7 protein-coding genes are annotated in these 17,293 nt (G+C 39.2%); 3 read left to right on the top strand and 4 right to left on the bottom strand.

Annotation, left to right across the window (positions count from 1 at the left end; all coding sequences use genetic code 11):
• The first annotated feature begins 2 nt into the window (after nt 1-2).
• A complete protein-coding gene (gene murQ / locus SJY09_RS06755) occupies nt 3-818 on the top strand; it encodes an N-acetylmuramic acid 6-phosphate etherase (RefSeq protein ID WP_396638198.1) in 816 nt (271 codons plus the stop codon).
• Between the two features lie 5 nt (nt 819-823).
• On the opposite strand, the gene SJY09_RS06750 is transcribed toward murQ, so the two are convergent.
• Both SJY09_RS06750 and SJY09_RS06745 read right to left on the bottom strand, forming a co-directional pair.
• Nucleotides 824-1,225 carry a c-type cytochrome gene (locus tag SJY09_RS06750; RefSeq protein WP_396638197.1) on the bottom strand — a complete coding sequence of 134 codons (402 nt, stop codon included), beginning with the start codon at nt 1,223-1,225 and terminating at the stop codon, nt 824-826.
• Between the two features lie 5 nt (nt 1,226-1,230).
• Nucleotides 1,231-2,352, bottom strand: coding sequence for a PQQ-dependent sugar dehydrogenase (locus SJY09_RS06745; RefSeq protein ID WP_396638196.1), 1,122 nt, complete (start codon nt 2,350-2,352; stop codon nt 1,231-1,233).
• Nucleotides 2,353-2,494: 142 nt separating this feature from the next.
• On the opposite strand from SJY09_RS06745, the gene SJY09_RS06740 reads away from it, so the two are divergent.
• Nucleotides 2,495-11,188, top strand: a complete 8,694-nt coding sequence (locus SJY09_RS06740; protein ID WP_396638195.1) for a T9SS type B sorting domain-containing protein — start codon at nt 2,495-2,497, stop codon at nt 11,186-11,188.
• A gap of 286 nt (nt 11,189-11,474) precedes the next feature.
• Nucleotides 11,475-12,194 carry a prolyl oligopeptidase family serine peptidase gene (locus SJY09_RS06735; RefSeq protein ID WP_396638607.1) on the top strand — a complete coding sequence of 240 codons (720 nt, stop codon included), beginning with the start codon at nt 11,475-11,477 and terminating at the stop codon, nt 12,192-12,194.
• Between the two features lie 49 nt (nt 12,195-12,243).
• Here SJY09_RS06735 and SJY09_RS06730 read toward each other — a convergent pair whose 3' ends face one another.
• Together SJY09_RS06730 and SJY09_RS06725 are read right to left on the bottom strand one after the other, a co-directional pair.
• Nucleotides 12,244-13,779 (bottom strand): FG-GAP-like repeat-containing protein, encoded by a 1,536-nt coding sequence (locus tag SJY09_RS06730; RefSeq protein WP_396638194.1) that lies wholly within the window; start codon nt 13,777-13,779, stop codon nt 12,244-12,246.
• A 66-nt stretch (nt 13,780-13,845) separates the two neighbouring features.
• Nucleotides 13,846-17,187, bottom strand: a complete 3,342-nt coding sequence (locus tag SJY09_RS06725; protein WP_396638193.1) for a VCBS repeat-containing protein — start codon at nt 17,185-17,187, stop codon at nt 13,846-13,848.
• Nucleotides 17,188-17,293 lie beyond the last annotated feature (106 nt).

The raw sequence follows: 17,293 nt of genomic DNA, 5'->3' as shown, positions 1-17,293 counted from the left end.
ATATGGCTTACCAAAAGATAACGGAAACTCCTTCCAACCACAACAATTTAGAACTCATGGATACCAATACTATTTTGGTTAACATGAATAATGAGGATAGGAAAATAGCGGATGCAGTGGCAGAAGTGATACCTCAAATTACCCAATTAGTGGATGAACTGAGTGAACGTTTTGAAAAAGGAGGAAGACTGTTTTACATAGGAGCAGGAACAAGCGGTAGACTGGGTATTCTTGATGCTTCGGAGATACCACCAACTTTTGGAATGCCTCATGAACGTGTCGTTGGACTGATTGCCGGTGGAGATACGGCCATTAGAAAAGCGGTGGAAAATGCAGAGGATGATACAAAACAAGCTTGGCTAGATTTGGAAGAACATGCGATAACTGCTAGTGATGTGGTGGTCGGAATTGCGGCTTCTGGTACTACGCCATATGTTCTTGGAGGACTTAAAGATGCGAAACAAAGAGGTATTTTAACCGGAGGTATTACAAATAACCCCGGTTCTCCTTTGGCTCAATTGGCTGATATTCCAATGGCGGTCAATGTAGGACCGGAATTTGTAACTGGAAGTACCCGAATGAAAAGTGGAACTTCACAAAAATTAGTTCTTAATATGATTTCTACTGCATTAATGATACGTATTGGTCGGGTTAAAGGGAATAAGATGGTGAATATGCAATTAAGCAATGATAAACTTGTGGATAGAGGGACTAGATATATCGTAGAAGGTTTGGGCATTGCATATGAAGAAGCTGAAAAATTATTGAAGGAACATGGCTCCGTGAAAAGGGCATTAGAAGCCGGCAAGAAAAAGTAAAATAATTATTTTTTTATAGCGCTTACCTCCTCAAGGGTCACCATTTTGTCCGAGTTATTTCCCCAAGAGTTAAGGATAAAATTCATAACATCGGCAACTTCTTCATCTTCTAGCCCAAGCGGAGCCATCGCACTATTATATGTAACACCGTTGACTACTATTTCTCCTTGCTGTCCATATTTTACTCCTTTAATACTGGCCATCCTGTTTTTAACTAAGTAGTCAGAATTTGCCAAAGGTGGAAAAACGTGAGCGACACCTTCTCCATTAGCTAAATGGCATGTTACACAAAAATCCGAATAGATTTCACTACCACGTTGCATACTTTCCTTTAATTGTGGTTCTTGAAAAAGCGATACACCTAAAACTATGACAACAATAAAATATAAAAAAACGGAAGCTTTCATGTCTATTACGATTTAGGTACAAGTTTGTAAATGCCTTTACCTTCAACGGCAACGTAAATTAATCCATCAGGCCCTTCTTCTACTGCGCGCACTCTGCCTTCTCCTGCCAGTAACTTTTCTCTGCGGGTAACTGTAGTTCCATCTAATACTAAGCGCTCTAAGTATTGAAATGCTAAAGACCCTACCAATAAGCTTCCTTTCCAACCAGGGTATTTATCTGAAGTTACAAAAGCCATTCCGCTAGGGGCTATCGAAGGAACCCAGTAGTGTAAAGGCCCCTCCATTCCAGTCATTTCTTGTTTGTCCGTGATTGTGGTGCCACTGTAATTGATTCCATAGGTTACTAGTGGCCAACCATAGTTTGCGCCTTTTTTAATACTATTTATTTCATCGCCACCCCGTGGTCCGTGTTCATGGTCCCATATTTGTCCGTTTTCAGGATGTTTTATTAACCCTTGCGGATTTCTATGACCATAACTGTAAATTGCGGTTTTTGCACCTTCTTCGTTTACAAAGGGATTGTCAGAAGGAATACGTCCATCATCGAACATTCTGTAAATTTTACCACCATCTCTTTTAATATCCTGTGGATTTACATCTCTGGCGCCACGTTCACCAATGGAAAAATAGAGATATCCTTCATCATCGAACACTATACGAGAACCAAAATGTTGCCCTTTGGTAGTGTTGGGCCCCGCTTTGTACAATAACTGATTTTCTGCTAATTCGTTATCTTTTATCTTGGCACGCATGATAGCGGTATGTCCTCCTTTTTCATCTCCTTGTGGAGAAGCGTAGGAGATATAAATCCATCCGTTTTCCTCGTATTTTGGATGAAGTTCAATATCCAATAAGCCACCTTGACCCCGTTGATAAATCTCGGGAATATTACCGATAATCGTCTTTTTCTCGTTTAAAAAATGAATTAATTTACCAGATTTTTCTGTAATTAACATTCCTCCTTCAGGAAGAAAGGTAAAGCCCCATGGTACTTGTAGCTCATCGACGTACAACACACTTGTGAATGGAACTGTTTCAGGTGTAATTACTTTGTTTTCAGTGTTTTGCCCACATGAAAAATTAAGCATTACAACGAAAAGATGAAGACAAAGGATACTTTTTTTCATAGGTCTACGTTAGAAATATGTTATATGGTAATGAAATTATTTGTTTAAAGATAAATAGAATTTATAAGTAGAAAGAATTACACTAAAGAATAGTAAAGATTCCCAAAGTCTTCATTGTTCTTACCAAAACTCGACTTAACCTATGCTCTCAAAAAAACCGCGGTATACGCTGTATACGCTATTGCTGATAATTATATCAGTAGTCGGTTCCACAGCTATAGCAAACTCTAATGTTAACGTGTTGTTTGTTGAGGTCGCACATGCGCTTGAGAAAGTTGTTGAAAAAACACCTCCAAGTAAAATTGCGGTCGAAAAGAATTTAGCTGTTAACAATCCCTCTTTTGTTCAGATTGAAACTGGTGCCGTTTCCTCGGCAATGTTTACAACAATTATACAAGGAGCCGATGAAGAGGTTGGATGTAGCGTTCAAGGTTTCACTGTTGCCAGATTTAATCTTTGTGGTGATTTCGATGATCGAACAATCAGTCTTTCCGGTGGGCCATACAGTTCTGTATCCTGGGAAGTTCTAGGGGGTAGTTGTACTCCGGATATTAATGAGGATTGCCCAAATACGGGTTCATGTTATAGCTCTTTAGCTTCTGGTCAAACGTTTTCTTTAGATGCGAGTACGATTCCCGCAACTACGGGAGCGGAGTTTCGCGTGGTAGCAGATGGTCAGACTTTTTATTTTAAAGTTAAAAAAAGTACGATCACCCAGACCTTTGTAAAGCAGGATAATATTTGTGGGGTTCCTGGAAGAATTCAGATAACCAACCTTTCCAGTGCTTACGAATTTAGTATTGATGGAGGTGCCTCATGGCAAGGACCAATTTTTGATAATCTTAATTCGGGAACATATAACATAATTGCTAGGTTAAGAAATACAGCCAATACCTGTGAATACCCTTACGAACCCATAACAATTGATCAACTGGATATTGATATCCAAGCAACTTTTACAGATGCCCAATGTAACGGTGATACGGGGAGTATAACGGTTACTGCCAATAATGTACCGGGACCTTATAAATATACACTCTTGAACTCTAGCGGGGTAGCACAAGAGTTTACAGCTTTTATATCGGACAATCCATATACATTTTCAGCGGTAGGTTTTGGAACTTATACCGTTCAGGTAGAGACACAGCAATGTACGGGAGACCCTCTTAATGGTATAGACCCGCCACGTCAAAGTTTGGATACATCAGGTAATCCAATAGTAATCGGTGCAGGATTAAATGCCTTGGATGCATCGACTGAAGTTAATAGTAGTTTTGGTTGTTCAACGATTTCTGATGTAGATATTACATTGAATACAAGTGGTGGTTCAGCTCCTTACACCTTTACGGTCAATGGAGGCCCAGTACAACCATCATTTGGAGATGTTGTAAGCAATACGGGTACAACGATACATACGGTAAGTGCTGCTGGAACATATGATTTTATTATAACGGATAGTAATGGTTGTACGATAACAGCCTCATCTAATGTAGAAGAGTTGCTACCCCCAGATGTTACAGTAAGTGGTATCGACGGTACCTGTAGTAATGGAGGTGCGCAAATCGAATTTACGATTAATGATGCAAGGGGTTATAATCTATCCTATCGCGTAAGTTCTGGTGATCCCTGGGTCACTACACCACAAATTTCAGTTGCTGCGGGTAGCTATAATGATATTCAAGTTCGTTACCAACAAGGTGGTTTTGAATGTATTTTGGCCATGCCAAATGTTACCGTTGCCAATGTTGGAGCTATTTCTGGTGGCGCCAATAAAATAAGTGACGTAACCTGTGACGGTATTGGTGGAACAAATGGCGGACAGATAGATTTTGTTGGGCCATTTTCTGGTGGTTCCGGTAGTGGTTATGTCTTTAGTATTGACGGAGTCAATTTTACAACCATTACTTCTTACGCTAATTTATCCGCAGGAACCTATACACCGATTATTAGAGATGGTGGAGGATGCCGCTTGGCACTAACTCCAATAACTATTCTTGATGTAGATCCCCCAACTGATATAGATTTTGTTCAAAGTAATGTAAACTGTGCGGCAGGCACCTCCGATGTTACGCTTACACCTACTTCGAATGCGACTATAGTTAGGTATGAGGTCATCAGTCCTACTCCTGGTTTTGATGCGGACGGGGACAATACAAACGATGTTATAACAGGGCTGAGTACCAGCACTTCCTATATCTTTCAGATAACGGACTCCAATGGTTGTATTTACACAGAAGGATTTAGTCCTGCGGTGCTAAGTTCCATTCGTGTGAGAGTAAAATCCGGCGGTGATTTAAGAGTTTGTAATGGTGCTACCGATGGCACGGGTACTTTTATAGTAGATGGTTTTTCCAATAACTACACCTATGATATTAATGGCGGTCTTTATACGGGAGGGCCACAAAACAATGCTGAGGTAGACTTACCCTTATCTGGCGCAGGAACGTATACCATTACCGTTACGGACGCGGATACTGGTTGTACCGATACTTCATCTTTTGATATAAATGAGGCGGCAGTTTTAGATTTAAGTGGGAGTGCCGTTACGCCAATGACCTGTGATAATAACAATACAGGTAGGGTAGAGGCCATAGCCACCGGTGGATGGGTCGGAAATAGATATACTTTGGTATATCCATCAGGCTTTATTGCTGGGCCAAAATCCGGTAGATTCTTTGGAAATTTAACGGAAGCCACCGATGCTTTAGACCCAACCGATGTATATACCTTAACCGTTGAAGATTCAGAGGGGTGTACCTCAACTTTTACTTTCGACTTAGAAGAAAGAGTACCACCGTCAATTAGCATCGTGAGTTCAGATTTGTGTTTTTCAGCTACTAACGCCGGTTCCGTTACAGTAACATCTTCTGGTGGAGGTACTGGCCATGAATATAGAATTAATAATGGAACACTTCAAGCTAGCCCAACTTTTAATAATTTGGTCCCGGGCAACTATATCATTGAAGTAGAGGATGATAATAATTGTACAAATCAAGTTTCAATTACAATTCCTCCTGCTATAAATGTTGTCCTAGGCATTGTTGATGAAATCCCTTGTGCTGGTGACGGTACCTTGGGGATAGCCATTACAGGCGGGAATATTAGCGATTTAACGAATACCTCGTACACCATTTTAAAAGATGGTGTTGCGGTTCCTGGTTTTATTGGGCTACAATTACCATCAAACTCTTTTACGTATACTGTTCCTTTCGGTGAGCATGGAGACTATACTGTTTCAGTGGTAGACAATAATACATGTACCGATACTTCTGAGCCTATAACATTTGATGAACCTACCAGTATTGTCGCACCCCATAACGCTACGGGGACTAGCTGTGGTGACCCTAATAGTGGTTTTGTTCAAATAATTCCTGATGCTACCGGTGGTATTCCACCGTTCGAAATAAAATTTGGACCAGATGGCAGTCTTTCTTATGGCGTGGGTGATGATGGTGTTTTCACCTATTCCTCACAAACTGTTTATTCAGGTTTATCCGTAGGGACCTACGAGTATCTTGTAAAAGATAGTAGGGGTTGTTTAATTCCAGGAATTGTAGATGTTGCTATTGCACCTGATACTAATCCCGCTCCTGATGCTACCGTAGTACCGTTAGATGCCTCATGTAGTGCAAGTGTAGTTTCTGGGGGAATTCAAATTACTGGTATTACCAATGGCGTTCCTGAATATACCTATATAATAGAAGATGCATTTGGTACAGAGATTACCAGAATTACTACAGATGGTGCGACAACATATCCTTTGGATATTTACGATGTAGCCATCGTCCCAGGTAATTATAATGTCATTACCATAGATGCGAGAGGTTGTAGTACCACAGATGCGGTAACCGTTGGAAGTACGGCAGTAAACATTGTACCGGATAACACCACTTTACCTTTGGTATGTACTCCTAGTGGTTTCACGTATTGTGTGGATATTACTGGGGGGACAGGTCCTTTCGATATTAGGGTGGTTGATGGCAGTGCCCCTCCATTTACCTACATATCCTTAGGAGGAGTTCCTCCGGTTAGGAGATACTGTTTTAGTAACATACAATTTGGTGAAACTTTTACTGTAGAGGTAGTGGATACGGCTACTAACTGTATTTATCAAGAAATAATAGAGGTTCCTGATGGACCTTCAGATTTGGATGTTGCACTGACCATAGATAATGCGACCTGTATTCCAGGTAATTTGGTAGACTTGGACTATGCAATCAGTGGAACGGCTATTGTTGGACCTTATGATATCGAAGTAAGGAATACCGATACGGGGGCTCTTTTTATCTCGGAAACTACGTCCTTGACTACAGGAACTTATCAGGTTCCCGAAGGAGCGTATAGCATTCTCATTTATGATAACGGGACCGATTGTTCAGATGGCGATAATACCGTTGCCATATTAAATGAACCTAGGGTGGACGTCATAGAAAATATAAATGCAAATTGTAATGCAGATGGTCAACTAACGGTTCGGGGTAGTGGCGGAACTCCTTTTGTTGTTGGTAGTCCATACGAATATGCTTATGTACTTGCTGGAAATCCTGTGGATGAAGATGGTACACTTACACCGAGCGACCCTACCGATGATTTCACTGATGCTTCAACCGTAATTCTACCAGGTGCTCCTGCTCCAGGTTTAGATTATGATATTTGGGTAAGGGATTCCAGAAATTGTGCCTATAGAATTTCTGCCGCAGTAATTACGGAAGATCCACCATTACCTGCACCGACTTTTGATGTTAGTAATCAGTGTGATGTTTTAGCGGCAACGTTTACCATTGAAGTTCATATGCCGGCTAATATTAATACGCCTAGCTTCACTTTAGGAGGGCTTACCCTACCAGGTGTTTTTGATGCTGTTGATAATAGATGGGAAGCGGTGTTTACAGTTGGAGGTATAGGAACATATAGGGTCGATGTAATCGATGCCAATGGTTGTACGGGATTTTCTGAACCAGAAGTGTTTCAAGTGTTATCGGCTTCAGGAGGATTTAGTTTTGAGCCCAATTGTACGGACCCAGATGGCATCATCACTATAACGGCGAATGGTGGTAGTGGAGATTTTGATTTTGAATTACAGGATAACCTCGGTGTCACCATAACCAATAACGCCACCGGTGTTTTTAACGGAATAGTGGCTGGGGAATATCAGGTATTGGTTACCGATAATCAGGTCAATGATGGTGTTAATAATTGTACTTTCCTTGTAGAAAATATTATTAGTACAATACCCACTGCACCACTGATTATAGATGATGGTGCAACAGATGTAAGTTGTAATGGCGCTGATGACGGTAGTATCAATATTACTTTAGCATCAGGGACGAATGTAGATGGTATAACCGCGTATAATATTTATATGGGAAGCCTTCCGTTAGGTCCTTCGCCAACAGCTTTATTTACTAATACTTCAGGCTCCTTTGATAATTTACTACCAGGGAATTATATAGCTCAGGTAATTTCCGATAAAGGATGTACTCATGAAGTAGATGTTGTTATATCAGAGCCGCTTGATTTTACTATTTCTGCTGTTGCCGCAGATTTTTCATGTGAGCCAGGAGCCAATAGATTTAGTTCAACGGATATTGTTGTAACTATTACGAATCCAGGAACTGGAACACTAAGCACTGATTATCAATTTAGTATTACAGGATTCGAGAATTATGAAACGGGAAATACTGCTACAGGTCATACATTTGAAATCGTAGATACCGGTGTCTCACAGAATATTACCGTATACGCCATAGACGCCAACGGTTGTAGGACTACGTTTGATTTACCGACGATAAACCCACCAACCGATGTGGTCCCATCCATTATTGAGATAGATTCTTTGAACTGTAGAGATGATGAGCGTGTGCGTATAGAGGTAATCGGAACAACAGATTTTACAGTTTCTACTGTATCCGTGACCCCTGTTTCCCCGGTTACAAATACTTCTGGAAATAATTATGCAGATGTGTTCTTGCCAGCATCTGGAGACTATTTGTTTGAAATAACGGATAACATAGGAGGTTGTACCTATCCGTTACCGGTACATACCGTACTGGAACCGGAACAACCGATGGTTTCCATTACGGAAGCTAAACCGGTAAGCTGTTTTACGCCAGGAAATGATGGAGCGTTATTTATAGAAGTAACAAATTATGTTGGTGACTATTCCTATACGGTTTATATGGCCGATGATATTGCCAAGTCTACCCCAATAACGACAGGTACTTTTGCAACTACGGATTTTCCGGATGTGAATGGCGACCAAGCTAGAATTACTGGTCTTCCAGGCGGTAATTTAATAGTTGAAGTTGTGGCCGATGCTATGCCATTTTGTTCAAATGATAGCAATGTAGCCAATATTAGAACACCTAATGGTGATTTAATTGTAACTGCAGTACCAGTAGGAAACGTTGGCTGTAGTAATGATAGTGGTGAGATAGAAGCTACAGGTCAGGGTGGTTGGGATGCTTTCCCTTATGAATACAGATTATTGCTCAGTACGGATGGTGGTACCACGTATACTACTGAAGTTGCACCTTTTACGAATACCAATGAGTTTACTGGATTAGAATTCGGTTTTTATGAGGTTGAAATAAGGGATATTGAAGGTTGTATCAATAGTGTCGCTATAGAATTGGAAGAAGTACTACAAATTGATGCTGGCATTCGTGAGCCGCAAGGTTTGGATTGTCCCAATGGAAATAATGCCGTTTTAGAAGCTTTTGACCCTACAACCGGTGATGCACTTTCTGCTATCGCTGGTGCCACGGGAGGATTTCCGGGAGCCGGATACAATTATAGACTATTGTATTTAAATAGTAACGACCGTACGGATGTGGTTTCTACTAGTGGACTTCAAAATTCACCTACATTTATTGGTGCAAGTGGAGGTTTCATAAGTGCCGGATGGTTTGCTATTGAAGTGTCTTCGAGTTTTGATTGTTTATATGTTACGGAACCGTATTTTGTAGACCCGCCACCACCAGTAGCTCCTTTGTTGGTGCAGACTAGGGTACCTGGATGTGGAGGCGATGGTGAAATGAGGCTATCTATCGAGAACCCAGACCCTTTGTTTGTATATGAGTATGCTCCGGTAGAAAATGGAGTTGTGGTAGGACCATACCAGAATATGACGGGAACTTCGGTTTTAATTCCTGGTGTTCAAGGAATAACCTATCAATTTGATGTTAGAAAAGTAACGGCATTGAGTATATGTTCACCAGTAAGGTCAAATGGTATTACAATGACCAATGCTACAGGAATAACTTTATTGCCCAATTTACCAGATGATATCTCCTGTGCTTCGGAATTGGATGGTAGAATAGAATCTTTCGTAAACGGAGGTGTTGGTGATGATTTATTTTACTTGTATGAAGGTAATCCGGTAGATGCGTTTAGTCCTTCAGCTTCGGCAACCTTGTTTAGAGGTCCACAACAAAATGGGACATTTGAAGGTCTGCCTGCGGGAACGGATTATTATATAGCCGTTACTAGTGGAGCAACATGTATGGATATCGCCGGACCGTTTGAAATAGTTAGACCAGACCCTATTACTTTTGATGCGAATCCTACACCGGTAACTTGTAATGGTGAAGCAGACGGAACAATTACTGTAGAGGTATTATCAGGAGGTATTGGTTTAATCCAATTTGCAATAGGGCCTAATTTCAATGAATTTTTTAGTGATTTAACCACACCTGGCAGTTATACTTTTGATGAATTAGCTGCTGGTACGTACGAGATATTGATTCAAGATGAGAACGGTTGTTTTGAAAAAGACTTTATTACGATTACCGAACCGGATGTTGTAGAAATAGTCAATATACAGACAACGCCAGAGTTATGTATCGGTGCAAATGACGGAACCGTAGTTTTTGATATTACAGGCGGAACACCTTTTGTTGACCCACTTGTAAGCCCTATGCCATATTTCGAGTATAAAATTGAGATGATCGATCCTGTTGATGAAACAGGTACAGGTGTCTTTGCACCTTATGATGGTCAAATTATAGAAGGCTTACAAGGAGGAGCCTCCTACGCTATTTACACGCAAGACGCAAATTTATGTTCGTCTACAGCTGTATTTACTATCGGTATTGGAGTCGATTTAACTGCAGAACCCATAGTTCAATATGGTTGTGAAGGTATTTTTCCAAATAGCACGGTCACTGTTCAAATATTAGATGATAGTCTTATGTCCGATTTAATGTTTGCTCTTGACCCACTGGACCCCACTGATGCTATTACAGCTATGGCCGGTATTGAGAATACATGGGGGGATTTGCCTCCAGGTGATCACACGGTCTATGTATACCATGAAAATGGTTGTACCAACTTTGTAGAATTTACTGTTGATGCTTATGAGCCATTAGTTTTAACCGCTACGAAAACGGGACCTAACGAGCTTACGGCGATTGCCGAAGGCGGATTTGGAGGTTATGAATATTTCTTCAATAGCGAATCCTATGGAGCCGAAACTGTGTTTACAACAAATGATAGTGGCGTTGTTAACGTAAGGGTGGTAGATTCTAACGGTTGTGTTGCTATGGTGCAAGTTCCCTTTGAATTTACCGGTATGTTAGAAATTCCTAATTTCTTTACACCTGATGGTGATAACCTAAACGACGTCTGGTCACCAGAAAATAGGGAGTTCTTTCCAAACATAGAGGTAAAAATATACGATAGATATGGTCGGGTAGTAGCTATATTGAATGAAATCACCAATTGGGACGGAACCTACGAAGGAAATGAAGTTCCGACGGGAGATTATTGGTACGTTGTTAATGCAAACGACAAAACCCAGCAACGCTATGTAGGACATTTTACATTGTATAGATAACTATTCTAAAGTATTGAAATTTTCAAAGGAGACGTTATATTAAACGTCTCCTTTTTTTATTGACATCGCCTAAGGGTGCAATACTTGGAGGCCTGCCTCGAAATTAAATGTTCATTTCCTATCAACGCCCCCTCAGGCTTGTCCAGAGGCACTTAACTCGGTAGACATTACTGCATTCATGAGAAGGAGGTTGCCTTATAGCATCTTTCTGTGTGTAATCTATATAGAAAACGAAAAAATCGATAGATTTTTCTATATTGGAGCATAAACTAAATTGAATAAATTGATGAATTTCTTTAGGTATATTTTAATCGTTCTCATCGTTACTAGTTGTGCTTCTCAGGTTAAACCAAATTTAGTAGATGCGGAGATGGAAACTACGGTCAAGGAAAACCTTAGCTATTATTTATATTATCCTGATGATTATTTGGAAAAACCAGAGAAGGAATATCCAATTCTTCTTTTCTTGCACGGAGGTGGGGAATCTGGAGATAGCTTGGTTACCATTAAAAGAAACGGACCTCCAAAACTTATTGTTCAAGGAAAAAAGTTTCCGTTCTTAATCTTAGCCCCACAAAACCCATATCAAAAAAAATGGTGGAATACCAGAGCGGTAAAACAACTCTTAGATGCTGTGGTCAAAGAAAATAGAGTAGATAAACGTAGAATATATTTGACAGGTTTAAGTAGGGGCGGAGGTGCCGCTTGGGAGCTTGCTGTACAGTATCCAGAAACTTTTGCGGCAATGGCGGTAGTTTGTGGTATGACACCTGTTCCGTATGCTTCTTGGATAAATAAGAATATGCCTATTTGGGTGTTTCATGGTGAAGAAGATAAGTCCATTCCAGTAACTGAATCTGAAAATATGGTGAACAAACTTAAAGAAATGGGTCATGAAATTCGATTTACAAAATATCCTGGAGTAGGTCATAATTCATGGGTTAAAGCGTATGACACAGAAGAATTGTATGATTGGTTTGTAGCACAGCAATTACCGGGAAATTGATTTTACAATCAATTTAGTCCTTCTTTAGAGTTAACAATGGGATAAAGAATCAATTTTGATATAAATTGTTTTCTAATATCATGATATCCGTATCGCTATCATCCCAAATATCGGCCAAGTATTCGGGAACTGGCGTAAAGCCATACGTAAAGGCGCTCAGTATAATATCTTCATCACCGTCTTTGTCAATATCACCTGAATCCATGAGTAACCATCGCCCTTTATTTGCATCCTCAAAAGTAAAGTCTTGAAACTGGAATGTTTTGGCATCTAGGTTTTCTAGATAAACAAAGCTGGATTTGGGCTTATTTTCATAATCCGGAAAAGTAGCTAATAGGGCTATATCTATATCACCATCATTATCAAAATCATTAGATACTAATCTGGTAGCTCCGTTCAGCGGATAAAAAAACTGTTCCGTAAACTTATTTTTACCATCGTTGAGGTGAATCCGCAATCCATGATAGGGTTTTTGAACATAACTTTTATCGGCATTATCTCCATGAACTGTTAGTATGTCGTCGTCGCCATCACCATCAAAATCAATAAGCTCAAACCAACTTGAGCCGTAAACTGGATTAAATCGGATAACAGTTTCGGGAACGAACGTAAGATTATCTTCTTGATAAAGTATAGTTATATTTTCCCTTCCTTGTGAACTTAGCACCACCAAGTCTAATTTTTCATCTCCATTCATATCCCTAGCTATTGTTCGGGTAGTTCCTGGGGCGTTCAAAAGCAGCTCTCTTGTAAAATTTAAACTGTCCTGCTCTACAAAAAGGGATAATCCTCCCGTTAAATGTCCAAATTCACAAATAACTAACTCTTCGGTTCCATCTCCATTTAGGTCTTCTACCAAAGTGTGTACTGGTCTATGTAAAGTAAAGGGTAAGCGATGATTTATACTTTTATTCGCTATTCGTAGATAGCCCCTGGCTATTTCCGACGGATTTAGATATCCCACGCTAGTGGTGTATGAAAATCTATTTGTTTCAATATATGAAGTTACAGCTTGTTCAGTTTGAAATATCTGATGGACGCTATCTGATGGTATACTCAATTTTTTTACTACTCCATTTAAATCTGCCGTAATAATGCTTTTATCATCATTATTATATTCTAAGAAAGTGATAAAGGTTCCTTTTCTGGCATCTAATTTCACCTCAGTAGGACGGAACTGTGTAAGCTCTTTTGGAGCTTTTACCGCTTCAGGATGTAGTAATGAATCTGGTGCTAAGGAGAGGATATAGTCTTTTAAGTCGTTCCAATCTTCAACGGGAATTATCGGCTTTGCTGGGTAGATGCCCGATATCATCCGTGCCTCTTGCTCTTTAAAAGTAAGATTTATATAAGGGTCGTTACCATCGTATATGATACCCATTCTCGCGGCCATTTCAGGTAAAACACCCGTCTCCCAAATATTCTTTGGTAAGTCTTCTATATTCGGTAATACATGACAACTAGCACAATGTGTGGTATATAATTGGGCTGCTCTTTTTTTCTTATTAGGAGTGCACGAACCAAAAAGGATAAAAAGGAAAAGGTAATAACAATAGTTGTTTTTTGAAAAAATAAACCCCGTCATTCTTAATACTTTTAGAATTTGTAATCTCTTAAAATTGATAGTTGCTTTCAATGTGAATAGTGAAGTCTATTTTTTCCGAAAAACAAGGAGTTTATTTCTATTTTGGGTGGTTATTATATATGGTTTGGTACCCTTTGCACTTTTTACCAAAGTAATGTTCTTGGCATCTCCAGGAACTAGAAAACCACTTTCTTTATTCGCTATTGCTTCAAAACCTCCTTGGCTATCCCCCTTTAAGAATAAACCGTTATGAGCATCGTAACGTCCAATAAAAGTTTCGTTGCCATAGTCGTTTCCTACTAGAAGTACATCTAGATATCCATCTAAATCATAATCGGCTATAGCTATGCCATTTACAGGGGCTACTTGTGCTTGCCAGGGTAAACTTTTGTGCGAAAAATTACCTTCTCCTAAATTTTCGATATAAATACTTTTATCATAATTTCCAGTCAAAGTAAGGGCTTCGTTTAATTCCTCCTTGGTAAGTAACGTTTGTAGATTAGCCTTTGAATAACTCTTATAAGAATTGAATCTTGAACGAAAAAGGGTACTTTGGCCATAAAGGTCTCCCCAAAAGTTTACCGGGAAAGATTCATAGCTATTGTCATTGAAATCTCTACGACTATGAGCGAATAGTATGGGGTCGATATTACCGTTATTGTCAAAATCTTTTGCAATCAGATTTACGGGACGTTCTGGAGAAGGCTGGTATTGATTGTTAGAACCTATATTCCCAACTATAAAATCGATATCTCCATCATTATCAAAATCTTCACCTTCAATAGTTTCCCACCAGCCCAATAATTCCTCTAATCCTGTATGCTGTAACTTAGTAAGGCTCGTTTTGTTATTTTGAAAAATGGTGATGGGCATAAACTCACCGATAACAATTAAATCCTCTAACCCATCGTTTGTAATATCTTCCCAAATAGCATCGGTAACCATACCTAGTCCTTTAAACTCTGGTACTACCGTGTCTGTAACATCAGTCAAGTTTCCTTGATCGTTCTTCAACAAATAGCTCTTTTCCGGTAATGGGTATTTTGCGAATGGCGTACGGCCTCCAATAAATAAATCTGTAAATCCATCATTATCAAAATCTGCTGCTTTAACCACTGAGCCACTGCCTTTGATTTCTGGGTGAAAATTTGATGCTACTGTAAAGTTTCCTTTTCCGTCGTTAAGGAGCAGGATATCCGTATAATATTCATCATCCTTAACCATAAATTCGTTACTTCCTGAAACTAGATATAAATCTAGGTCACCGTCATTTTCAAGATCAAACAATGCCATACCTTCTTGCTCATACTTTAAAAGGTCTTCTGTTGAAAATAGTGGCTTTTCTTTAAATTCTCCATTTTTATTCTGAAAGAATATGGTTGGCGCATAGCCTGCGGAACTACCTACAATAAAATCTTCCAAGCCATCATTGTTTACATCTCCTGTGACCATACAGGGCCCATTTTGTGTAAGTTTATGTGGTAATATTCGTTGCACGCTATAATCTACTATATCCTCCTCTTGGTGTACAAAGTCAATGCCTACCTCAGTTGTTATATCGGTAAAGTATGGTGTTGCTTTTTTAGGGACCAATGGAAATATTAATAGTTCGGTCGCTATTGAAATGGACGAGGTGTGATTAATGGTAAGTGATGAGTTCTTACCGGGATTATATAATTTCTGGTATTTTCCATCGGGCCATAAAATCTCTAATGAAGTAATTTCCTTTTTCTTACCAAGACCTAAATGGATACCATCTTGTATCGTTGACATATAACCTCTTCCTAAATAATGTTCTTGATACATGAATGTACCATCTTTAAATCGAACAACTAATTTTGACCCAATTCCTGATGGATTTTTTTCAGGACCCGATAATACGATATTTATAAAGTCATTTTTTTCTCCTTTAGCTTCATTGCTATTGTTTCTATAAATAAATGCTTCATCATTAATATTGTTGACGATGTAGTCTAGGTCGCCATCGTTATCCAAATCTACTATAGCCGCCCCGTTAGAGAATGATGGGGTATCTAGACCCCAGTCCTTACTTACGTCCATGAAACTTGGACCATCACCCGTATTGCGATACGCATAGTTGGGTATTTTTATCTGAGGTATAGAATCTAGAATTTGACTTTCTTTGAGATAACGGCTTACATTAAATTTGAAATCTCCAAAGTCTAAATCTGTTATATCCCTTGGGAATCCGTTTGTAATTAGAAGGTCTTTATAACCATCATTATCCATATCCGCAAATAGGGGAGACCAGCTCCAATCTGTTCTTGCAACTCCCGCCATGAGACCTATTTCGCTAAAAGGAATGTCTGGACCATTTCCTTTTTGCAGCATGTTACGTGTATATTGATATTCGTAATTAAACTTTTCGTTAAATATGTAGTTGGCGTATTTGGTATTAGGAATTGTTGTTTTGGTTCTTTGATTCGTTTCTCCCAACATATCCAAGGTAATGATATCTACATAACCATCATTATTAAAATCCGAGATATCGTTACCCATAGAGAACTTGCTTTGATGCTTTATCTTTTTGGCAATTTGATTTGTAAAAGACCCATCTTTATTATTGATGTACATCAAATCATTACTCAGATAATCATTGCTAACATAAATATCTGGCCAACCGTCGTAATTGATATCGGCTATCGCTAGACCAAGACCGTAGCCCTCTATTTTTATACCAGCTTCCATACTTACGTCCTTAAAAGTACCATCACCATTATTTTTGTACAGACGATCATTACTATCTGCGGACCCATCAGTTATTTTTTTTCGGTAGTTAGCGGGAAGTAGGTGTATATCAACGTTGTTCAAAACGTATAAATCTAAAAGGCCATCTTTATCGTAATCGAAAAATGTGGCCCCCATGCTGTTTTCCTCACCAGCTACACCATATGTCTCAGCCATTTCTTTAAATGTCGGTACTCCATCGTCATCTAAACCTTGATTAACAAAAAGAAGATTTTTGCGTTCATCATCCGAAGGGAGCATAGCAGAACATACATAGATGTCCAAAAAACCGTCTAAATTCACGTCCGTTACAGCAATACCCGTGTTCCAGCGATCTTTAGCTTTGATGTTTGCTTTTTCGGATACATTTTTAAAAGAGAAGTCTCCTTGGTTTAAATAAAGTTGATTCTCTACTTGATTACCGCTAAAAAAGACGTCCGGTTTACCGTCATTATTAAAGTCTCCTATTCCCACGCCGCCGCCGTTAAAAATATACTCGCTATTAAGAATATTGAAACTATCACTTTCTATGATTCTATTATTAAAGTGAATATTGGTTTCGTTAGAGGGAATCTTTGTGAATAATTTCTCTTCTTGATGATTACAGGAGATAATGATTAGTGCTAATAAAAACAGGAGAACGATATTAATTTTGGACATGGGATACTGCGTATTTTTTTACCTGAAAACATTCGTGGAGGTTTTAAACCTTTATTCAAATGCTGATTCATAAAAGTATGCCAAACCCAGTTAAAAGAAAAATAAT

It is taken from the genome of Maribacter sp. R77961 (assembly GCF_044594925.1).
GTDB lineage: Bacteria > Bacteroidota > Bacteroidia > Flavobacteriales > Flavobacteriaceae > Maribacter.
This window is presented reverse-complemented; position numbering and strand designations above follow the sequence as displayed.